This window comes from Marinomonas alcarazii (assembly GCF_003208215.1).
Taxonomy (GTDB): domain Bacteria; phylum Pseudomonadota; class Gammaproteobacteria; order Pseudomonadales; family Marinomonadaceae; genus Marinomonas; species Marinomonas alcarazii.
The window spans coordinates 392,723-416,287 of sequence record NZ_QKLW01000002.1 but is presented as its reverse complement, the minus strand read 5'-3'; the positions used below and the strand labels follow the sequence as shown (position 1 = coordinate 416,287).

Here is a 23,565-nt window from a genome sequence, read left to right as displayed (position 1 = left end):
ATGGGCCTGATGCTTATCGTCGGCTCTTTTATGATGACCTCTATTGAGGCGTCGGCCGAGGAACGCGCTCGCGGCATACTGGTTGCGAGCGATAAAGCCAGTTTGTCTAGTGAGCTGGCGGCGAAAGTGATTGCAGTGCCTAAAAAAATGGGGGAGTCCTTTAATAAGGGCGATCTGCTTGTGCAGCTTGATTGTCGTTTGTTTAACGCACAGCTGGAAAAAGTCGAAGCCGAGACGAAGACGGCGCGGGCAAAGCTAGACAACGTGCAGCAGCTTAATCGTTTAAATTCCATCGGCACACTTGATGTAGTCATTGCTGAAGCCGATTTACAAAAAGTGCAAGCTGAGCGAACGATGGCGCAGTTGAATGTGGAGCGCTGTGATATCAAAGCCCCTTTTGCAGGCAGTATAGAGCAATTGGATGTTCAGCCTTTTGAAGTGGTGCAGCAACAGCAAGCTTTACTGAAAATCGTTGGGCATGAGCGCTTGGAGGCTGACATTATTGTGCCTGCTCAATGGATGACTTGGCTAACACTAAATAAGGCGATTAGCTTGCAAGTGGAAGAGACTCAACAGCGTTTACAAGCCGTAGTAAGCCATATTGGGCCCAGTGTGGACCCGACCAGTCAGACTATCCAAATTCGTGCCAGCATTAAAAATGTACCCGCTAAAGTACTGTCTGGTATGAGTGTGGTGGCGGAGTTTCAGTGACCCTAATGTGTTTAAAAATGCGTAGAGACGCACAGTAGAAAGTAAGAGTTTGAGCATATTTAACATAAGCAGACAGTGTCTACTTATTAAGAATGACCCATCGAGGTGGCGAGTATGAAAAAGCAAGATTCCAATACACAAGGCAAAAAAATGTCAGGTAAATATTCGGCTGGTAATAAAACGCAGGCGCGTAAGCCGCTGATCACTGCTTTGGAGCCTCGACTCTTGTTAGATGGTGCGGCAGTCGCTACCGCGGTGGATGTGATTAGTGATGCTCAGCTTCATCATGATGCGTCTCAAACAGATAGCCATCAAGATACCAGTAAATCCATAATTGTTGCTCCGACAGAAGTACGAGCAGTAGATCCTGCGCAAAATAATGGGCGAAAAGAAGTTGTCTTTATTGAGAGCAATGTGGCCGATTATCAAAGCTTAATGGATGGGACAAAAGCCGGGGTAGAAATTGTTCTGCTTGACTCGACTCAAGATGGTTTATCGCAGATGGCGGAGTGGGCCAAAACACACAGCGATTATGATGCCATCCATCTTATTAGCCATGGTTCTGAAGCCAGTGTCAATCTGGGGGCTTTGAGTTTAGATAGCGCCGCTATTAGTTCTCGTTCTGCGGATTTAGCCCAACTGGGCGCGGCGCTCAATGAAGATGGTGATTTGCTGCTTTACGGCTGTGACGTCGCCAGCGGCGAAGGGCAAGGTTTCATTACGGCATTAGCTCAAGCGACACAAGCGGATGTGGCGGCGTCAGATGATATTACTGGCTCTGCGGATAAAGGTGGTGACTGGGTATTAGAGAAAAAATATGGAAATATTTCAGATGTATCAATATTCGATTCAGCAGCATTAGAAAAGTTTGGCTCCATCTTAGAAACCATAAATTATGCAGGTTTAGGCCTAAGCGATAGTGGCGGAGCTGGATTCAAAACGGTCACTGACAACCGCATTGTAGTGTCTAACGGGTTAGAACAGGATGGTACGGAGTTATATCCTGTAAACTCTAATACTAAAGATTTTATTTTTAAAGTAGATGGGACTAACGCTAAGACTTTTACTTTCAATGATATGTCCATTAGAGGGTTTGCTACGCTTACTCTTGAAGCAGGCACTTCTGTCACATTTAAAGATAGTAGTGGTAACGAAATTAGCTCATTGGTTTTAAGCAGTGATTATAATCTTAGTACTAGCTCTACGACTATCTCCTCCATTTTTAATGGGGGCAGTCTGATCCCCATAGATAATGTTGCGTCAATAACGTTTTCCTATGCAGGGGGCACTCAGAACTTACAATTTGTAAGTCTTGATCTTACGGGGTTCTCAGCCACTGCAGCACCTAATGCACCATCAACACCGGATTTGTCTGCGGCATCCGATACAGGTACATCCAGTACGGATAATATTACCAATAACACCACACCTACCTTCACGGGTACAGCAGCAGCCAATTCTACAGTAAAGCTTTACGATACAGATGGAACCACTCTGCTTGGTTCAACAACGGCCGACGGTTCGGGTAACTGGAGCATCACCAGTTCAACACTGGCTGAAGGAAGCCACACGTTAACCGCAACGGCAACGGATGCTTCAAATAACGTGAGTTCGGCTTCGTCAGGGCTCTCTATTACTATTGATTCAACGGCACCGACCACAACGATTGCCTCTGCTGCCTTTTCAAATGATACGGGAACAAGTGGAGACTTTATAACGGATACGGCTGAACAGACGATCAGCGGCACTCTGTCGGCCAATCTAGCCTCTGGCGATACGGTCTATGTTTCTCTTGATAATGGTGCTAACTGGACGGTAGCCACGGCCTCGGTGGGATCAAATACTTGGTCTTTGGCTGGGCAAACTTTAACTGGGTCAAACACCTTGAAGGTGAAAGTCAGCGATACGGCGGGCAATGACGGAACTGTGTACAGTCAAGCTTATGTGCTGGATATGCCGGTTAATGTTGCCTTTGGATTTGAGTCAGGGGTTTCAGGAATTGGAAACAAGACAGTAACTCAAAACAAGGATGGCGAAACATTAACAGTAACTGCCAAGGATCATAGCATTATCGATACCTCTAATTCGTCCGGCCAAGATATAGATGGGACAGTGACGTTATCAACAGGTTATAACGTTGGATATGAATCTCAGCTTACCTTTACTGTGACGGGGAAAGTATTTGATTTTGGGTCTATTAAAATAGCGAACTTTGGTAGTAAGTCGATAACCCTTGTCTTTACCGCCTCAAATGGAACCGTTTTTCAACAGTCTATTGCTAATAACGGAAATGGGACTCTATTTGATCTTAGCTCGAATAGTGGCTTTCAAGGTATTTCAAGTGTCACCATAACGACTTTAGCGTCGGATGGGGGGATGGCAGTCGATTTTGATTCGGTTGTGTTAAGCAATATTGCCTCAGCTAGTGACAACACGCCCCCTAATGCCCCATCAACACCGGATTTGTCTTCGGCATCCGATACAGGTACATCCAGTACGGATAATGTTACCAGTAAAACCACACCGACTGTCACGGGGACAGCAGAAGCAAATTCTACAGTAAAGCTTTACGATACAGACGGAACCACTCTGCTTGGTTCAACAACGGCCAATGGTTCAGGTAACTGGAGTATCACCAGTTCAACACTGTCTGAAGGAAGTCACACGTTAACTGCAACAGCAACGGATGCTTCAAATAACGTGAGTTCGGCTTCGTCAGGGCTCACTATTACTATTGATACAACGGCACCGACCACAACGATTGCCTCGGCAGCGCTTTCGGCTGATACCGGAACAAGCGGAGACTTTATTACCAATACAGCCCAACAGACAATCAGTGGAACCTTATCCGCTAATTTGGCGCCTGGTGAGAGCGTTTATGTTTCCCTTGATAATGGGGCTAACTGGACGGTAGCAACGGCTTCGGTAGGATCGAATACTTGGTCTTTGGCAGGACAGACGCTAACAGCGTCAAACACTTTAAAAGTGAAAGTCAGCGATACGGCAGGTAATGACGGAACCGTGTACAGTCAAGCTTATGTGCTGGATACGACGGCACCAACTGTGACGTCTATTACTCGCCAAACCCCCAGCAGCGCTTTTACGGATGCCGATTCGCTTGTTTATCAAGTGACGTTTGCTGAAGCGGTTACCAACTTAGATACAACTGACTTTTCTGTAGCTGGGACAACGGCGACGGTTACCAATATCACCCAAGTAGGGACGTCTAATACTTACAATGTGACGGTGTCGGGTGGCGATCTGGCAGACCTTAATGGCACGGTATCTCTTGCTTTTGCGAGCAGTCAAAATATTCAAGATGCGGCAGGTAATGTGATTACGAATACCACGCCGACAGGAAGTAACGATGTAAAGTATGATGTGATTAACTCTCTGACGGTTACTTCTGGCAGTAATGCGGACGATGATGCGACTTTTTCTGACTATGCAACGGATTTAGCTGATGGCGGTGGTTTGTCATTGGCTGAGGCCTTGCATTATGCGTCTGCCAATCAGACGATTGCTTTTGAGCTGATTTCGGGTAGCACGGTCGATATGAACGGTCAGACGATCGATGTCGCTTCTGGCGTTACGTTTGATGCCGATACCATGAGCGCGTTGACGATTTCTAATGGTACTTTAAGTCTGCAAGGCGATACGACTTTTAACAATGGCAGTAGTGACTCCTTAACCGTCTCTAGCGTGTTAGAGGGCTCGGGGTCGTTGATCAAGAGTGGCGCAGGGACACTGAATCTGTCTGGTTCCAATACTTACACAGGAGATACAAGGGTTTCTGCTGGTATATTGGTGGCTAGCAATAGCAGTGCTCTAGGCACAACGAATGGTGGAACCAGTTTATCTGAATCAGCGACATTGCAGCTTGAGGGGGGAATAACCCTAGCCGAGGAAATTACTATCAATCGTGCCGATGGCATAGTTAGCACAAGTGGCGAGAACACTATATCTGGCAACGTTATTATCGCTGATGCGAGTGGTAACCCTGATATCATGGCTGCGGCTGGATCAACACTGTCTATTAGTGGCGTTATCTCCGGAACTGATTCATTTAATTTATTTTTTGGAGACAGCTCTCACACAGGCACGGTGATACTGTCTGGTAATAATACTTTTAGTAACTATATTAATGTCGATGGCGGTACCTTGGTTCTTGCGCATAACAATGCTTTAGGTTTAAGTGCGAATGGTGTTAGTGGCGTTGCAGATGGTGCTACTTTAGCCCTTCAGGGTGGTATTAGTATTGCGGAAACAGAGATACGAGTAAGTGGCAGTGGTGTTGATGGTGCTGGTGCGCTGCGAAGTATTAGCGGCAATAATACTTTCTCAGGGCAATTGCGCCTCTCAAGCGATGCTTCTATTGGTGTCTCAGCAGATTATTTGACCTTAAGTGGCGTTATTACTGATAGTACGAGTACGCGTAACCTCACAAAGGTGGGTGCTGGTACTCTAGTTATGAGTGCTACGAACTCCTATGATGGCAGTACTACGGTGTCTGAGGGGACATTGGTGGCATCTGGCGGTAGCGCCATTTCCGATACAAGTGCGGTAACAGTGGCATCTGGTGCGACTTTAGAATTGGATGTGGATGCTTCTGAAACGGTGGGCTCCATTGCAGGAGCGGGTAATATTATTGCCAATGGTGGCACGTTAACCGTTGGTGGTGACAACACTTCAACCACTTTCTCAGGTGTTCTTTCTGAGGGCTCTCAAGGTTTATCACTTAGTAAGATTGGGACCGGCACTCTGACCTTGTCGGGTGATAATACCTATTCTGGTAATACAACGGTTTCTGGTGGTACGTTATCCGTTGCAACGGACTCAAATCTTGGTTCGGGAGCGCTGACATTAAATTCAGGAACCTTATCGGTCACAGGTAATGGGGCCACGATAGACAATGCTATTACCTTGGTAAATAGCGGAGCATTGAACCTTGATGCGGGGATCGCTGCTACTTTCTCAGGAGCAGTATCTGGGTCAGGTGCACTGTTAAAAACAGGGGCTGGTACCGCAACGCTGTCAGGTAAAAATAGTTACACAGGTGCTACGACTCTTAATGGTGGAACCTTGTCATTAACTGGTTCGTTAAATGGCACCTCTCAAGTCACGGTTAATTCTGGTGCTACTTTAGCGGGTACAGGTTCTGTCTTTACAGCCAATTCGGGTAATACGCTTACTATTGCTGATGGCGGTTTTTTAGCGCCTGGTGTGGCTGGCGTTAGTAACGGTGCGGGTGCTTTTATTGTTAATGGTAACCTGATACTTAATGGTACTTTGAAGGCAGACCTAGTCAGCACAACAGCAGGTTCAGGATATGACCAAGTGGCAGTGAATGGCGATGTTACTCTAGGGGCGAACAGCGCTTTTGATATTGCTTACTCCGTTACTAGTAGTGGTAATACTTTTGTTCTGCTTAATAATCAAGGATCGAATCCGATCAGCGGGACGCTGAATGGCGTCGCTGAAGGTGAATCGTTAACCTCGAATAGCCGTGGTTTCCTAACGAGTTATCAGGGCGGAAACGGTAATGATCTCACCCTAAAAGATAATGCGACGCCTGTGATTACTCCTGTGGATGTGACAGGTAGTGTCACAGAAGGCGGAACGTTAACAGATAGTGGCAGTGTAACTTTCAGTGATTCTGACACTTCGAATCGTCCTTCGGCTTCAAAAGCAGATAAGTTGATCTCAGCAAAGGCTCAAGATGGTACGACAGCACTCACCCTCACAACAGAGCAAATTAATGCGGTTAAAGCTGGGTTCAGTATCAGTTCACCGAGCAGTAATACGAATACAGGGGTCGTCAACTGGAGCTTCAATATCGCCGAAAGTAGCATCGACTTTTTGAAACAAGGGGAAACAATAACAGCGGTCTTTACCATTATTGTTAAAGACGATTTCAACTCACAAGCCACTCAAGATGTCACAGTGACGATTACGGGAGCTAATGATGCTCCTGTTATCACTTCTGGCGCAACGGGTAGCGTAGATGAGAATGCGGCGACCAGTACCGTGATCTATAGGGCGACAGCCACTGATGCTGAGAGTGACTCTTTGACCTATAGCTTGTCTGGTGCAGATGCTGCGTTATTAAACATTAATGCGACAACGGGTGAAGTAACATTAAAAGAATCTGCTGATTACGAAACAAAATCCAGTTACAGCTTTAATGTGATTGCCACCGATGACGGGGCGGGGAATCTGACTGATACCCAAGCGGTGACTGTAAGCGTAGCAGACGTGAATGAAGCACCTGTGATTATATCCGGTAATACTGGTAGTGTGAATGAGAATGCTGCGACCAGTACAGTGATCTATACGGCGACAGCCACTGATGCTGATAATGACTCTTTGACATATAGCTTGTCAGGTACAGATGCCGCATTATTAAACATTAATGCAACTACGGGTGTAGTGACATTAAAAGAATCTGCTGATTATGAAACAAAATCCAGTTATAGCTTCAACGTCATTGTCACCGATAACGGTACAGGCAACCTGACGGATGCCCAAGGTGTCATAGTAAGCGTTGCAGATGTGAATGATGCTCCAGTGATTACATCGGGCTCTACTGGTAATGTGATTGAGAATGCGACGACCAGTACCGTGATTTATACAGCGACGGCCACCGATGCAGATAATGACTCTTTGGCATATAGCTTGTCTGGTACAGATGCCGCGTTATTAAATATCAACGCCAGCACGGGCGCAGTGACACTGAAAAACTCCGCTGATTATGAAACAAAATCCAGCTATAGCTTCAATGTGATTGTCACCGATAACGGGACGGGCAGTCTAACAGATACGCAAGCAGTGACGGTGAGCGTAACAGACGTGAATGAAGCACCAGTTATCACATCGGGTAGTACTGGAAGTGTAAATGAAAACGCGGCGACCAGTACCGTGATTTATACAGCGACGGCGACGGATGTTGATAATGGTTCCTTGACCTATAGTTTGTCTGGTACTGATGCGGCTTTATTGAATATTAATGCGACAACGGGTGAGGTGACCTTAAAGGCATCAGCGAATTACCAAGCGAAGTCCAGCTATAGCTTTACTGTGACAGCGACAGATAATGGTGCTGACACATTTAATTCTGGGAATTTGAGTGTTAGTAAAGCGATTGTTGTGAATGTTAATGAGCCTGTTAGACCTGTTGTTACTCCGGATGTGCCGGTTTTCGTACCAGCCCCGCCACCTCCAACGGCTCCTGTGGTAAGTGCGCCAGTTCCAACTGACTTGCCTGCAACAGCGTCAGCTCCTTTGCCATCAGGAGTCATTTCTTCAGAAAGTGGAGCGACTGGTTTTGCTGGTAATACTGCCGTTGGCAGTGATGTTATAGGTGCTAATCAGTCTTCTGCGACTATCGCTTCAGCGAGTGTTGCTGTGAATGTTGGTGCTGATGGGCAAGTCCAAGTGTCGCAAGAGTCAAGAGCTGCGGCTAATATCACAGGGTTGAGCATTGCTCGCTTGACGGCGCAGCCTGATGGAGTCTCTATCAGTTTAGCGGATTCAGGTGTTGCAAGTAGTTACAGTGCTACCTTATCTGATGGGACGAGTCTGCCAGACTGGGTACAAGTAAACCCCGTAACGGGTGAAGTGTCTATGACTCCACCACCTGGACAAGGAAAGATCACGCTGAGAATTAATGCTGTAGATGAAAATGGTAATACCCGCGTGTTGGATGTTGAGCTGGATTTGGACCAGTTGCCAGTATCCAATCAAGATCAAACGCCTTCAGAGTCGACTTCATCGAGTGAAGTGGATAATGGTGTTACCTTCATGCCATTAGATGAGCAATTGGATAGAGCAGCTGGGCAGGTAGATGATTATGGTCGTGATTTAATGAAACTATTGGTGTCGTAAATACATTATGTCAGATCACGGTGTAGCGCAATTGCTGCAAATAGAACAGCAAGTTAGGCGTTGTGAAACATTAACGGAACTGAGTTATGTGATGGTCAATATGACCAAAACACTGGTTCCTTATGAACAAGCCGCTTTTTTAATAGGTAATGAAATTGAGCGACTAACCGTTAACGCCCTAAGCGATCTATCTTTGGTGGATCGCACAACACCATTTTGTGCTTGGTTGGAGCAAATCGCTAAGCTGGAAGATAATCTTGATTCGGCGGTTAAGACGCATTCAATCGATACGGCTTTATGGCCTGATGAACTCGCTAAGGATTTAGGCGAGTTCTCACCTGGTTGCATGCTTTGGTTGCCACTTTTTATTCCTTCTAGACCTAATCAACGGGTAGGCGTTCTCTTACTAGCTAAATCTCAACCCTGGAGTGAGAAAGAAATTGCTTTGCTGCAGCATTTGGCATCAAGTTATGCCCATGCTCTGCAGTATTTTATTTCTCGTTCTGGTTGGCGTTACTGGTGGAAGCGGTTTTTTTCTAAAAAAGTGCAGTGGGGCGTTTTGGCGGCAATTGTTGTCTTAAGTTTTGTACCAGTTCGATTAACGGTATTGGCTCCTGCTGAAATTGCGGCTAAAGATCCACTGTTAATTACCTCTCCTTTAATGGGCGCGGTTAGTCAGGTTTTAGTGAAGCCTGGAGACTCTGTAAGTAAAGGGCAATTGCTTGTGGAGATGGATAAAACGGAATTCAAAGGACGTTTTGATGTTGCTCAACGAGAGTTGGAACGTGCCCAAGCAGAATTAAGAACAGCAGAGCAGGCGGGTTACGTTGATCGTAAGAAAAAATCTGAGCTGTCGGAGTTGGAGTCGCGGGTTGAGCTAAAAACCATTGAGCGTGATTATCTGAAAACAAAACTCGCCCAAACCAATGTTATTGCTGATAAAGCAGGTGTAGCGGTATTGGACGACCCAGAAAAATGGAAAGGCCGTCCTGTTGTGGTAGGGGAGCGTATTCTATTGATTGCTGACCCAAATTACGTGCAATTAAATATTATGTTGCCAGTGAAAGATGCCATTTCCTTAGATCATGGCAATAAAGTGACATTGTATTTAGATACAGATCCACTCAATCCCATTCCTTTTAGTGTGAATTACTCTTCATTTGAGCCCAGTTTGACGCCAGACCAGATCGTGGCTTATCGCATAGTGGCAGACATTGACTGTGGTCAACTTCCTCCAAGAATTGGATTGCGAGGCACTGCAAAGCTTTATGGCGAGCAGGTGTCTTTAGCCTATTACTTGTTGCGCCGCCCCATTACTTTTGTTCGTCAGCGTTTGGGGTTGTAGATGCTTGTTGGCATGAAGGAAGATGGCCCTAGAGAATTGCCTCGCGTACGTCAAAATTTACGCCTAATGGCCGCTTCTCCTGATGAGGATGGTGAGCCTCGTTGGCAAATTTTTGATCCACTTTCAAACAAGTTTTTTTTCCTATCTCGTGCGGGATTTTATTTATTTCGTGAGTGGCGCAATGCTAAGACAGATGACGAACTTGTTATGTTGCTGGTGCGTCGCGGGCTTGATGTTGCGCCGAATGAGTTAGAGTTTTTTATTCGCTTTTTAGAGCTTAATCACCTCGTTGAAATCCGTAGTTCACAGGATTTTTCAAGGCTTCAAAAAGAGTCAGCTAAACGAAAGCAGCACATTTTAATGTGGGTATTGCACAATTATTTGTTTATTAAAATTCCTTTAGTGAGACCTGATTTATGGTTGAACCGATGTTTTTCGAGGATAAAATTTCTTTTTCGGCTACGTTTGCACTGGGTTGCTTTACTGTTAGGAATACTGGGCCTGGTGATGGTTTTGCGCCAATGGGAAACCTTCACTCACACACTGCAAAACTTTTTTGACCTTTCATCGATTGTTTATTATGTGTGTGCCTTAATTTTAGTTAAAACAGCCCATGAGTTGGGGCATGCCTTTGTAGCTAAACGTTATGGCTGCCGTGTCAGTTCTATGGGTTTTGCCTTATTGTTAATGACACCGATTTTATATACCGATACTACGGATGCATGGCGATTACGTTCTCGATTTCAGCGCCTTAGTATTGTTACGGCCGGTGTACGGGTGGAAATTTACATTGCTTGTGTGGCAACCTTTTTATGGGGAATCGTACCAGATGGCGGCTTTCGCAGTGTGCTGTTCTTTGTTGCCACAACGAGTTGGGTTTCATCGCTGCTGATTAATATCAGTCCTTTTATGCGTTTTGATGGCTATTATGCTTTGTCCGATTTTCTCGGAATGGAGAATTTACAGCCACGCTCTTTTTTAGTTGGAAAGTGGTTTTTGCGGGAAAAACTATTTGGATTTGGTTTTGCGCCGCCAGAACCTTTAAATAGAAAAAAATGCCTTTTGATGGTTTCCTATGCTTGGGGGACTTGGGTGTATCGCTTTTTCCTTTTCATTGGCATCGCTGTATTGGTGTATTACTTTGCCTTTAAGTTATTAGGAATTGTGCTGTTTTTAGTGGAGATTTTGTGGTTTTTAGTATTTCCCATTATCAAAGAAATTGGTGTTTGGCTTACATTGAGAAAATACATGACGATAAATAAAGCCAGTATTGCGACCTTAAGTGTTGTTTTACTTATGCTTGCGGCTTTGCTTGTGCCTTGGCAAAATCAAATAAGCGCCCCTGCGGTGATTACCTTTGAGCGTCATCAAACCTTTTATCCCAGTGAGCCAGCAAGCGTGGTGACTTGGCAAGTTGCAGTAGATAAAAAGGTTAAACAAGGTGAATTGCTAATGTTATTAGAGTCTGCTGAGGTTGAACAAGAGATTCGTTTGACTCAGGTGAGGCTTGGAGCGTTGCAAACTCAATGGCAACGAGCCAGTTCCGGGGCATCCTCCAGTAGTACAAAACTTACCTTGCAAACACAAATATCACGGGAGCAGTCCCAATTACAGTCCTTGTTAGAGCGCCGTGAGCGTTTGGTCTTTCAGGCTCCTTTTGATGGTTATATCGGCGAAACGCTATCGCTTAAAAAAGATGACTATGTAAATGAAAAAATGCCGTTAGCGACCTTGTACGATGTCCAGAGTGGTATCGTAAAAGCTTATATTAGCGGTCGTTCTGTGAGTCGTTTAAAAATAGGCAGTGAGGCGAGATTTATTGGTAATGATGGTACGAAACTAGACACCAAACTGGTTGTAAATAACGTACTTCCCACTGCAATTACTCACCTTAATTATCCTGGTTTATCTTCTGTGTATGATGGCCCCATTGCCGCACAGAAAATGCAGGATCAAATTATCCCTGATACGTCTATCTATGAAGTTCTTTTATCTTTTAAGGATACATCGTCCATTTCCCGCCAAGTGTATGGTCGAGTGGATTTATCCGTTGAACCGACAAGTTTCTTAGTAGAGGGTGGACGTTATCTTTATGGTGTTTTTATTAGAGAGTCTGGGTTTTAGCTTATGAGTACAAGCATCACTGATTGGGGTGAAGAGCAGGTTGATGCCATAGTAAAAGATTTGGCGTATTTACGCTTATTGGTGGATTTAGAGTTAGTGCCTCGTTGTCCCATGCTTTTAGACAAAGCTTACCCTTTAGGCCGTTGTAAAGAGATTCGTGATGAGGTATTTAATCTTATCCATAAAAGATTACTGCAGACGACGCAGCCTGGTCTTATGTTGATGCGTGAAGCGTTAATAAAAGGGGCAATTTTGAAAAAAGTCTGGGGCTCTCTACGCGATGAATACTTTCAAAACGCAATGATATTGGATGATTGGTACATTGATGTTTCTAATGACACGGTTAATCCGAACAAACCCAGAGTCGAAATTCTGCCCTTAGAGCAATCACGATTCTTCACTATCACCAGCTTTGAGCAGTTTATTAAAATTGCGCACTCTTATTGGGGGGTTGAGATCTATTGTAATGACGTGTGCCCTGCTTTAGCACCATTTCTTCCATTGATATATGTTGATGCGAAAGGACGTTGTTGGATGGGGGAGGCGAATGATGACATGCTCTCGATGACTATGAATAGCAAGTTTTGCCTTGCGGAACGTGTTTTGTCCGAATTGCCCACTTTACCAGATGGATTCAAACAAAAGTGGCAAAATAGCTTGGCTTCAATATCACATAATCCTTTTCTTCATGACGTAGGGAGTCCATTGGAATTTTGCCGAATCTATCGTCAGCAGCAAAGACATCTAGATAAGTCGTTTCGAGACAGTGCCGTTATGGCGTATTTATCTTTACCCAAGAATTTTTAGCGAGTCACTTATATTATCGTTATAGAAGCGATATCGTATATTAGGCATATGAAGTGACTTAGAATGCTTGTAATAAGTTGATGTTATCATCACTTTAATAGTTGCTGGTTGATAGGAATGTCTATGCATAACAGTGAGAAAGAAAAAATAGAGCTTGAACATCAGGCTGCTAAGCTTTTCATGCGTTGTTATGAGCGTAATACGGGTAAGCCTATTCGCCATATTTGGCACAATGATCCGATCCGTCCTGATGTCTCTTGTATGCTGGAGGGCGAGCGATTGGATTTAGAAATTGCCCATCTTTATGGTTCTGAAGAGGAGGCTATGGCGATTCTGGGGCGGGATTTAACCGATAAAACTCGTGCAACTTTGCAGGTCCTGGAAAATGAGCCAGCAGATGAACGTTTGTTGCGTTCGCTTAATAAGATTTTAGAAAGCAAGTCGAATAAAAAGTACGACTCAAAACGCGTTTGGTTGGTGATTCGCAATACTCACCCAGCTTGGAAGCAAGCGGATATTAAAGCCCTTGAGCATCTGATTACGATACCTGAACCCCACGCCTTTGAAAAAGTATGGATCTTAGGTGATATGGAAGGCAAGACGGGCATCGTTAGACTGTACCCCTAACGAGGTTTTTTGTCTTTTGTTGGCTTTTTGCTTTGTTCCAAATGCTTCTTGTGAGCTTGGTATTTTTTAAGTGCAAATAACCCCATGACCAGTGCTGCAGAAAAGAAAATAATGGCAAAAGCACCCAGTGCGATGGTCGCTTGAGTTTGCATAATCGTAGATCCTGTAAAAAGAATGGTGCAAAATTATATAAAAAAGCGGCTCTAATGTGAGCCGCTGTGTATTTTGGTCGAATAGATGCGGTTTAGCTAGCGTTGATGAACGCATTTACCCGCGGAATAGGTTGCTTGGATCGCTCTATCATCACCAATCGTCATGAAGACGAACAAACTTTCTTCGATGCCTTTTGATAGGGCAAGACGGGATTCCAATAAAGGCGTGCCTTTCTTGTCTAGGATGACGAAATCCGCCTCGCTACCAACAGCCAAATTACCGATTTTATCTTCAAGGCGTAATGCTTTGGCACCACCTAAAGTAGATAAATACAGAGATTTAATCGGACTAAGGTTTTCGTTTTGCAATTGAATAACCTTGTAGGCTTCGTTCATGGTTTGCAGCATGGAGAAGCTAGTACCACCACCCACGTCAGTTCCCATAGCAACATTCACCTTGTGTTCTTCTGCTTTATTAAGTTTGAATAAGCCGCTACCAATAAATAGGTTTGAGGTTGGGCAGAAAGAGATCGCCGAGCCGGTTTCATGCAGGCGATGGTATTCGCTGTCACATAGGTGAATACCATGGGCAAATACCGAACGTTCGCTTAATAGCTGATGTTGGTCATACACGTCTAAATAGTTTTTACTGTTCGGGAACAAGTCTTTTACCCAAGCACATTCGTCCACGTTTTCGGATAAATGGGTGTGTAAATAAACATCGTCATATTCATTTAATAGCTTGCCAGCTAATTGCAATTGTTCATCTGAACTTGTTGGAGCGAAACGAGGTGTGATGGCGTAATGCAAGCGGCCTTTGTTATGCCATTTTTCAATTAATTCTTTGCTTTCTTGGTAGCTGCTTTCGGGCGTGTCGGTCAAGTAATCCGGTGCATTGCGATCCATCATTACCTTGCCGCAGATCATGCGCAAGTTTTGTGGCTCACAGGCTTCAAAGAAGGCGTCTACTGATGTTTTATGGACAGTACCAAAGACCAATGCAGTGGTGGTGCCGTTGCGGAGCAATTCTTTTAGGAAGCGGTCTGCGACATTTCGTGCATGGGCTTTGTCGCCAAATTTGCTTTCTTCTGGGAACGTATAGGTGTTTAGCCAAGTCAGTAATTGTTCGCCGTAAGAGCCGATCATATCCGTTTGTGGATAATGAATGTGAGTATCAATAAAGCCTGGTGTGATGATGGCATCTGGATGGTGTTCAATGATGGTGTTTTCTGGAAGTGTGGCAAGTAAATCTGCCGCGTTCCCTAGCGCATGAATTTTATCGTCTTGAATGACTAATAAGCCATCTTCAAAGTATTCGTAAGCGGCATCGACACCCACGTCTTTAGGGTCAGCGATGCAGTGAACAATGGCGGAGCGCCACGCTTTCAAATGGCTCATATATCTCTCTTAAGTGTTTACTAAATGATTTAAATTATAAAGGTTGACCGAATGGTTATACTTTAGCAGGTCTCTTTTGTACTTTCATCAAACCTTAGTGTTTGATTTAAGCAACCGATTAATGAGTAATCGACCTAGTACTGTAAGAGTAACGCCAAGTGTATTGGCATAGAAATCCATCCATTCAGCGTAACGATTCACATAGGGTTGAATCAGTTCAATCGCACCACCTGAACATAGGATAACGACAGACAATAAAAGAAAACGCTTAATGGGGCCAAACGCACAGAGCAGTGCCCAGCCTCCAAAGCCGATTATATGGTGGAGTTTGTCTGTGCCGGGGGCGGTAGGGAGCTGATCGATAGGTGTTAGGGTGGCAAAGCCAATAATCAGTGCGCCAATAACAAAATCGACAGCTTGCGCTGTCGGTGAGGTGAGCTTTTGGATCATCGCAGGATGCGCGCTCGAATGTTTTTACCTTTGATTTTTTTGTTCTCGAATTCTTTTACAACGGTTTTTGCGACATCATTGTCTACCGATACATAAGCGTGAAAATCAAAAATATCAATTTTTCCTACTTGAGATTTATCTAAGCCAATTCCAGCGGTTAACGCGCCAAGGATGTCGCCTGGGCGAAGTTTGTTTTTACGACCAGCATCAAAAGAGATGGTGGTTTTTTGTGGAATCAGTCGATAGTGCGGATCGATAGCGTCAAGCTCGATGAAGTTCGCTGTGGTGTTAAAGCGAGTTTCAATGTCGCGTACTTTGTAATCGTCTTTAGAGGTGACTAGGTTAACCGCAATACCGGCAGCCCCTGCACGACCTGTTCGACCAATTCTATGAGTATGTACGTCTGTGTCTCGGGTGGTGTCATAGTTCACCACAAGATCGATTTCTTTCACATCAATACCGCGAGCTGCTACATCAGTAGCTACTAATACGCAGCTACTTTGGTTGCTGAAGCGAACGAGTACTTGATCGCGCTGTCTTTGCTCAAGGTCTCCGTGAATAGCTTGAGCGGCTACTTTATGATCTGCTAACCAATCCGCGACCACTTGTGATTCCGCTTTGGTATTACAAAATACGATTGCTTGGCGCGGTTCGAAATGCTGCAAGGCCGCCAACAAGGTGGTGCACTTATCCGCGTTTTCGCTGCGGACAAAAAATTGTTCGATATTCGGTTTTAGGTCTTCTTGCGCTTCAACTTTGATCTCAATTGGGGACTTTTGAAATTCGCCACTAATCGCTTCAATACCATCGCCGTATGTTGCAGAGAATAAAAGGGTTTGGCGATTGCTTGGAGTTAACTCAACCACTTCACGAATGCTGTCAACGAATCCCATGTCTAGCATGCGGTCGGCTTCATCTAAAACCAATGTGTTAAGCGCATTTAACTTAAGTGTGCCTTTGCGAAGGTGCTCCATCAAGCGACCAGGCGTACCAACAACGATATGAGCGCCATGCTCCAATGAGCCGATTTGTGGTCCAAAAGGCATGCCGCCGCATAGGCTTAATACTTTTATGTTGTCTTGGTAGCGTGCCACTTTTCGGATTTCTTTTGACACTTGATCAGCCAGCTCGCGAGTTGGGCACATGACTAGTGCTTGTACACCAAAAAAGCGAGGGTTGATTTTTAGTAACAGGCCAATGGCAAATGCCAGGGTTTTACCGCTGCCAGTTTGTGCCTGAGCGAGAATGTCTTTCCCTTCAATAATGGGAGGTAAACTCTGCTCTTGAATAGGAGTAAAGGTCGTGAACCCCATATCCGAAAGTAGGCTGTTAAGCTTAGTGGGAAGTGTCTTGGTAAGAGTGTGTTGAAATTGGGTCACAAAAGGCCTGTATATTAGAAAAATAATAAGCAAATAATATCAGAAAATACGGCTAAATACTTTGCTTCGCTAATTATTAGGTGTTGGTGCTATTATTTATAGGTAAAGTTAACCGTCACAAAGTTGATATGATATTAAAGGGCATTTCATTTACGGGCTACTAGCGAGTCAATAATGGCTGATTCAAGGGAAAAAGTGAAAAATAAAAATCTGCATTACATTGTTTTTATTAGTGTTTTCATATCCGGCATGCTCGTAAGTGTTGCGCCTTGGGAAGTGAGTCCTTTATGGGTCTTTGGCTTGTTGGCTCTCGGCTCATCTTTGTACACTAAGAAACTATTATCTACTTATTACGCTGCTTTGGATTATGCCAAGAAGCGGATTGAAATAGACGAGTTAACGGGCTTGCTAAGCCGTTATCAGGTGCAACAAAAGCTCACTGAACTAATCGCTTTTTGTCAGCAAGAAGATAAAAAGTTGGCCGTGATGATTTTGGATTTAGACCACTTTAAGACAATCAATGATGCGTTTGGTCACGAACTAGGTGATAAGTTGTTGGTTAAGGTGTCAGAGCGGTTAACGTCTATTTTACCTGAAAATACAGTGGTTGGTTATTTGGGGGGAGATACTTTTTTGGTCTTGTTGGTACAAAACGATGATCAAGACGTCTCCCAACTTAATGGGTTATCTAAAGATATTATTCACAAGATAAGTCAAAGCTACTTTGTCGAAGGGTTAACGCTCGACATAGGCTGTTCTATTGGTATGGCTCTTTATCCTGAGTTTGGTTTAGATGCCGTTACATTGATAAAAAATGCCGATATGGCTGTGTATCGAGCGAAGAATTCCGGCAGAGCGACACATCACTTTTATGACTCTGAAATGGGGCGGAGATTTGCACGTAATGTGCGAATAGAAACACGATTACGCCAAGGCTTACAGCAAGAAAGTCTAGAGCTTCATTTTCAGCCTAAAGTGGATTTGGTTACTGAGTCTTGCGTTGGTATGGAGGCTTTGTTGCGCTGGAAGGATGAAGAACTTGGGGTGGTTTCTCCTGCCGAATTTATTCCTATTGCGGAACAAAGTGGCATCATTTTACCTTTGGGAGATTGGGTATTTGAACAAGCGTTTCGTCACATTCTTGAGTGGCAAAAGCAAGGAATTAATGTCCCACCCATTGCGATTAACTGCTCGGCTGCACAGTTAAAACGAGTCGATTTTTTGCCTAAATTATTAGCCTTGTTAGATCGGTATAAAGTCGACCCTGCGCTGCTTGAGATTGAAGTGACAGAGTCGATTTTAATTGAAGACCCAGAAGGTTGTGCGGAACTGCTACGACAAGTTAGTCGTCTTGGCATAACCTTAGCGTTAGATGATTTTGGTACGGGTTATTCTAGTTTAAGCTATTTGAAAAACCTTCCATTTGATTCCGTCAAAATAGATCAGGTATTTATTCGTGACATCATGAATGACGAAAGCAATGCCGCGTTAACAAACGGGATTATCCGCTTAAGCCATAGTTTAGGTTTGAAAGTTATTGCTGAGGGGATTACTAACGTTGAGCAATTGGCGTTGCTGCGAGAGTATGGTTGCGACATTGGGCAAGGCTATTTGTTCAGTAAAGCCTTAGGTCCCCAAAACATGGGGAGTGATCCTATTGTGCTCGCATTGAATGAATAGGGCTGCTAGTCAGCCCATTTATCTATAACAAACCGTGACGTAACGGTCTAGAGTGATCCGTTACGGGCGATTTTATTCTTTATGGCTTCCCAAAATTGATTTAGGTTGGGGTTTTGATTGAACCTAGATCGATACATGCGTATTTCTAGAGGGATATTCCAATTCTCTTCCCCTGCCAAAGCCACCTTGCCATAATTCAATGTATCTAGCATGAGGCGTCTGGGGATCCAGCCAACACCGTAACCTTCTTTAACCATGGCTTTAATGCTGACGGAGTGATAATTTTCCGACAGTGTTTGTAGCTGCGGGATTTCTCGCTGGCGTTGTAAGTGATGATGAATCACTGGCTGCAAGAATGAGTTTTCATAATAGCCAATGTAGGGCAAAGGTTTGCGTTTTGCTCCTGGTAGAGTGAACTTGGGTTCGCCGTTGGTATCGGTCGCACTGCATGGAATGAGCGTTTCTTGAGCGATAACAATATGCTCATATTGCTCATCATCAAGGGCTCTAATAAAGTTAATAGCAGGGTGCCAGTAACACAACATGATATCGCATTGCTGATCCATCAAAGAGTTGACAAAATCGATGCCAAGCCAAGAGCTGGATTTCATATTGATGTCGAGCTCCATATCGATTTGCTCGCAAAAAGGTTCTATTGCTTCTTTATAAAAGCTAAGGAACAGGGTTTGCGTCGTTACAAAGCGTATCTGTGACTCTTCTTGCTTACGAATTTCTTGGCAACGCTCTTTTGTGTCTCTTAATTGTCTTGTTATGAGTTCTGCACTCTGCAGAAATACTTCCCCAGCAGGGGTTAATGACAACGGCAACGTGTTACGGTCGATCAGCGTTACGCGCATCTCTTCTTCAAGTAATTTTATGCGTCGACTGAACGTAGGTTGGGTGACGTTTTGTTCATCTGCTGCACGCGAAAAATGACGTGTTTTCGCAAGAGCGATAAAGTCTTCAAGCCATCTTATTTCCATGGGGCCTCCCGACGATCAGAAGACATAAAATGCAGTGCAATTAGGAGTGTCATAGTCGACCCTCCTCAATGGCGTGGCAAGCAACGCTGCTGCCATCGCTTTGCAATGTCATGCTAGGAGAAGACTCATAGCAACGTTGATTTGCATATGGACAGCGTGCCTGAAAAACACACCCTATAGGCTTCTCTGTTGGTGTTGGTACTTCACCAATGAGTCTAATAGGTTGGGCTGTGTTACTGTCTAGTCGAGGTATGGCAGATAGTAACGCTTGTGTATAAGGGTGCTTTGGTGAGCTAAATAGAGTGCTCGTTGGAGATAGCTCACAAATTCTGCCTAGGTACATAACAGCGACGCGAGTTGCAAAATGCTCAACAACCGCTAAATCATGAGTGATAAACAGATAGCTGAGGTTGCGCTCTTCTTGTTTATCCATCATCAGATTGAGAACCTGGGCTTGCACGGAAACATCCAGTGCTGAAAGTGGCTCATCCGCGACAATAAAGTCGGGCTCAACTGATAGAGCGCGAGCCAGACTGATTCGCTGACGTTGTCCGCCAGAAAACTCATGAGGATAGCGATCGGAACTGGAAGCCGAAATACCTACGGACTCTAAAAGCTCATCGATTTTTTCATCCACACTCGATTGCGACAATTGCGGATTATGAAATGAAATTGGCTCGCTGAGTGTCTGATACACCGTCATTCTAGGGTTAAGTGATGCATACGGGTTTTGAAACACCATTTGCATACGGCGTCTAAAAAACATGCGTTGACGGTTGTTTAGTTGATCGATGCGCTGATCTAGATAATGAATCTCACCGGCACTAGGCGGCGTCAGTCCCATAATGACGCGTGCCAGTGTTGATTTACCACAGCCTGTTTCACCAACCACGCATAAGGTTTCGCCTTGATTTATGGTTAGGTTAACTCCGTTGAGTGCGTGAACACTGTCTTTGTGTCTGGCTAGTTTTCCTTGGCGAAGGCGCCACTGTCCGAGCCAGCTTTCATTGGTTGAAAAGGCTTTTTCTAGGCCGCTGATTTGAATAAGAGGCGTTGCCATTACAAGACCTCCTTATCTGTATCAGCGAATTCATTTAGCATGTCTTCTATCATAAAACACGCCACGCTGGACACACCGCTGTAAATGAACTGTGGCTGCTCTTGTTTGCATTTTTGAGTAGCGTAAGGGCAGCGAGGATGAAATGCACAGCCCGTAGGGCGTTCTGCCAGCGATGGCATGCTGCCTTGTATTTGATTCAGTCGTTGGCCAGGAATGGTCATCTGAGGAAGTGCATTCAACAAGCCTTGGGTATAAGGGTGTTGTGGGTCATTAATTATTTCCAGAGTAGGCCCTTCTTCCACAATGTGGCCAGCGTACATAACTAAGGTACGCTCAGCCACTTTTGAAACCACACCAAGGTCATGGCTAATCAAAATGAGCGCGACACCATTGTCTCGGCAAATGCTCAAAAGTAACTGCAAGATTTCGGCTTGAATGGTGACATCCAAAGCCGTGGTTGGTTCGTCAGCAATGATGATATCTGGGTTCAGTAATAAAACAGCCGCAATGATAACCCTTTGTCTCATGCCACCTGATAATTCATGAGGGTATTGATCAAAGCGTTTTTCAGGGGATGAAATTTGCACATTATGAAGTTTTTCGATGGCAATATTACGGGCGTCTTTATAAGAAATGTTAGTGTGGCTGCGAATGGTTTCAACTAATTGGTTGCCAATAGTGAGCACTGGATTTAACGTCATCATAGGATCTTGAAAGATCATTGCGATGCGCTTGCCGCGAATTTCTTGTAACTGACGCAAATTCATTGTCGTTAGTTCTTTGTTTTCTAGTTTGATCGAGCCCGACTCTATATATCCAGGCTTGCTAATCAAATTAACGATAGAGAATCCTAGGATCGACTTGCCCGCGCCTGATTCCCCGACGATGGCGATTCTTTCACCTCTATTAAGTGTGAAGCTGACGTCAATAAGGGCAGCGAGTTCGCGCTTTTTCATATGAAAATTGACGTTTAAATGGCTAACGCTGAGTAAATTCATATTAATCTTTGTACGCCCTTGGGTTTAAATGATCGCGCAACCAATCTCCTAGCAAGTTCATGGCTAATATCAAAATAATGAGCGTGATGCTTGGGATGACACATATCCACCATGAGCCAGCAAACATATAGGCAAACCCCTCTGAAATAAGCGAGCCGAGTGACGGTTCGGTGGCAGGCATGCCTAATCCTAAAAAGGACAGGGCAGCTTCAGCCACAATGGCGTTAGCTATTTGTACCGTGAAAATAACCAAAATAGGTGACAGGGTATTGGGTAAAATATGTCGGAACATAATGCGCTTCGAGCTGATTCCCATTACTCTGGCGGCATCCACATACTCTTGTTGTTTTTCAGCCAATACTGAGGCGCGAATGGTTCTGGCAAATAGTGGCCATTCGGTTAAGCCAATAACCAGAATAAGAATGACCATAGCAAGCTGCTGATAGCGAGCCATACCAAATAAAGATTGGAAAATAGCTAAAAAAACAATTGCCACCATCATGTTTGAAAAAGACAGCTGAATATCAGCACAGCGCATCAGAAAGTTATCAATACGGCCACCTAAATAGCCAGCAACTAAACCAATGCAGATACCAAGTGTTACTTGAATCAGAACGGCACAAATTCCTATCGTGAGTGACAGTCTTGTGCCGTACAAAATGACGGACAGTAAGTCTCGGCCTTGGGCATCGGTGCCCAGCAAAAACTGACTGTTCCCACTGATCCAGCTAGGAGGGAGTTCAGAGTTAAGAAGATCCATAAAAGCGGGATCTGAGACATCATAGGGCGCGACTAAAGGAGCAAGTAAAGCCACAAGGCAATAAAAAACAAAGATGATAAGCGCCATCATTGCAAGCTTGTCGCCCACCACGCCAGACCAAATATGATTCCAACGACTGCCTGCGATAGGGTGGGTGAGGTCCTTTTTTGGGTGCTTCATAAACCATGACTCGCTAAGCGTACAGTTGGATTAAATAACCCATAAATCAAATCAACAAAGGTATTTGTGATAACGAAAATGCCTCCCACCACTATTAAATACGCAGAAACCAATGGTGTATCGACTCGGCTAACGGAATCCATGAATAAAAAGCCCATACCAGGCCACTGGAAAATAGTTTCAGTAAGTATGGTGTAAGCTACTAAAGTACCTGCTTGAATACCGCCAACAGTGATCACGGGGAGCATGGTGTTTTTTAGCGCATGAATAAAGTAAATGCGTCGGGCGGATAGGCCTTTTGACCAAGCAAAGCGGATATATTCAGATTGTAAGACGTCCATCATTTCAGCACGGATTAAGCGAACAAAAATAGGCATTAATGCAATGGCTAATGACAAACTAGGCAGAAGTAGGTGACTGAGTCCATTTTTGTTAAATAGACCGCTTTCCCATAGCCCTAAAACTTCAGTAGTTTGTCCTCTGCCAAAGCTGGGGGCAATATTGAGTTCTATCGAAAAAATGTACACCATCAGAATAGCGACAATGAAGATGGGGACGGAAAGGCCAATAGAACTTGTCACCATGAGCAGTCTTGAAAGTATATGTTTGGGTTTAATTGCGGCCATGACACCACAAGGGGTGGCAATCAGGATCACAATTAATATCGCGCAAAAGGCCAGCTCTAATGTGGCTGGTAGCTTTTCCAAAATGACGTCCAGCGCAGGCTCTTTGTAATAATAAGAGGTGCCAAGGTCACCCTGAATTGCGCCTTTAGCAAAACGCCAATATTGAATGAGAAACCCATCATTCAAGCCAAGTTCGTTACGTAATTGGTTGCGTTCTTCTGGTGATACAGTCATGGCCACCATTTGTTGTACTGGGTCACCTAACTTGTCCTGAATGGAGAAGCTAATCAAACTGATAATGATCATGACAAAGCAAGCTTGCAGTAAGCGCCGTAGTAAAAAAATCAGCATAGGAAAGGTATATATCCACTTATCATTAAGGCTGTGTTTAGGGGCAGTAT

Annotated in this window: 16 protein-coding genes; 7 read left to right on the top strand and 9 right to left on the bottom strand. The window is 44.4% G+C overall.

Features of this window, described 5'->3' with window-relative positions; all coding sequences use genetic code 11:
* From DFP75_RS06825 to DFP75_RS06800, 6 genes are all read left to right on the top strand, one after another.
* Nucleotides 1-711: an efflux RND transporter periplasmic adaptor subunit gene (locus tag DFP75_RS06825; protein WP_181417003.1), complete on the top strand. Its 711-nt coding sequence runs from the start codon at nucleotides 1-3 to the stop codon at nucleotides 709-711.
* A gap of 114 nt (nucleotides 712-825) precedes the next feature.
* A complete protein-coding gene (locus DFP75_RS06820) occupies nucleotides 826-8,595 on the top strand; it encodes a DUF4347 domain-containing protein (protein ID WP_110573587.1) in 7,770 nt (2,589 codons plus the stop codon).
* Nucleotides 8,596-8,602: 7 nt separating this feature from the next.
* Nucleotides 8,603-9,940, top strand: a complete 1,338-nt coding sequence (locus DFP75_RS06815; protein WP_110573585.1) for an efflux RND transporter periplasmic adaptor subunit — start codon at nucleotides 8,603-8,605, stop codon at nucleotides 9,938-9,940.
* Entirely contained in the window at nucleotides 9,941-12,064 is a 2,124-nt protein-coding gene (locus tag DFP75_RS06810; protein WP_110573583.1) for a site-2 protease family protein, read from the top strand.
* Nucleotides 12,065-12,067: 3 nt separating this feature from the next.
* Entirely contained in the window at nucleotides 12,068-12,871 is an 804-nt protein-coding gene (locus DFP75_RS06805) for a hypothetical protein (protein WP_110573581.1), read from the top strand.
* A gap of 123 nt (nucleotides 12,872-12,994) precedes the next feature.
* A complete protein-coding gene (locus DFP75_RS06800; protein WP_175404937.1) occupies nucleotides 12,995-13,498 on the top strand; it encodes a hypothetical protein in 504 nt (167 codons plus the stop codon).
* Here the strand turns inward: DFP75_RS06800 and DFP75_RS18390 are convergent.
* The 4 genes from DFP75_RS18390 to dbpA form a co-directional block, all read right to left on the bottom strand.
* Nucleotides 13,495-13,650, bottom strand: a complete 156-nt coding sequence (locus DFP75_RS18390) for a hypothetical protein (protein WP_175404936.1) — start codon at nucleotides 13,648-13,650, stop codon at nucleotides 13,495-13,497. The two genes, DFP75_RS06800 and DFP75_RS18390, sit on opposite strands and share 4 nt — an antisense overlap.
* A gap of 96 nt (nucleotides 13,651-13,746) precedes the next feature.
* On the bottom strand, nucleotides 13,747-15,048 hold the full coding sequence (gene guaD, locus DFP75_RS06795) for a guanine deaminase (protein WP_110573577.1): 1,302 nt from the start codon (nucleotides 15,046-15,048) through the stop codon (nucleotides 13,747-13,749).
* Nucleotides 15,049-15,135: 87 nt separating this feature from the next.
* On the bottom strand, nucleotides 15,136-15,498 hold the full coding sequence (locus DFP75_RS06790) for a VanZ family protein (protein ID WP_110573575.1): 363 nt from the start codon (nucleotides 15,496-15,498) through the stop codon (nucleotides 15,136-15,138).
* A complete protein-coding gene (gene dbpA, locus DFP75_RS06785) occupies nucleotides 15,495-16,877 on the bottom strand; it encodes an ATP-dependent RNA helicase DbpA (protein ID WP_110573572.1) in 1,383 nt (460 codons plus the stop codon). Before dbpA ends, DFP75_RS06790 begins: the two co-directional genes overlap by 4 nt.
* Before the next feature lie 174 nt (nucleotides 16,878-17,051).
* Here dbpA and DFP75_RS06780 point away from each other — a divergent pair, with 174 nt between their 5' ends.
* Entirely contained in the window at nucleotides 17,052-18,557 is a 1,506-nt protein-coding gene (locus tag DFP75_RS06780) for a putative bifunctional diguanylate cyclase/phosphodiesterase (RefSeq protein ID WP_110573570.1), read from the top strand.
* 47 nt (nucleotides 18,558-18,604) lie between these two features.
* Here DFP75_RS06780 and DFP75_RS06775 read toward each other — a convergent pair whose 3' ends face one another.
* The 5 genes from DFP75_RS06775 to DFP75_RS06755 are packed head-to-tail and all read right to left on the bottom strand — an operon-like array spanning nucleotide 18,605 to nucleotide 23,515.
* On the bottom strand, nucleotides 18,605-19,540 hold the full coding sequence (locus DFP75_RS06775; RefSeq protein ID WP_110573568.1) for a LysR family transcriptional regulator: 936 nt from the start codon (nucleotides 19,538-19,540) through the stop codon (nucleotides 18,605-18,607).
* A 49-nt stretch (nucleotides 19,541-19,589) separates the two neighbouring features.
* Complete coding sequence (locus tag DFP75_RS06770) at nucleotides 19,590-20,600, bottom strand: ABC transporter ATP-binding protein (RefSeq protein ID WP_110573566.1); 1,011 nt, start codon at nucleotides 20,598-20,600, stop codon at nucleotides 19,590-19,592.
* Nucleotides 20,600-21,598 (bottom strand): ABC transporter ATP-binding protein, encoded by a 999-nt coding sequence (locus DFP75_RS06765; RefSeq protein WP_110573564.1) that lies wholly within the window; start codon nucleotides 21,596-21,598, stop codon nucleotides 20,600-20,602. Before DFP75_RS06765 ends, DFP75_RS06770 begins: the two co-directional genes overlap by 1 nt.
* Before the next feature lies 1 nt (nucleotide 21,599).
* A complete protein-coding gene (locus DFP75_RS06760) occupies nucleotides 21,600-22,538 on the bottom strand; it encodes an ABC transporter permease (protein WP_110573562.1) in 939 nt (312 codons plus the stop codon).
* Nucleotides 22,535-23,515: an ABC transporter permease gene (locus tag DFP75_RS06755; RefSeq protein WP_110573560.1), complete on the bottom strand. Its 981-nt coding sequence runs from the start codon at nucleotides 23,513-23,515 to the stop codon at nucleotides 22,535-22,537. Before DFP75_RS06755 ends, DFP75_RS06760 begins: the two co-directional genes overlap by 4 nt.
* Between the last annotated feature and the right edge of the window lie 50 nt (nucleotides 23,516-23,565).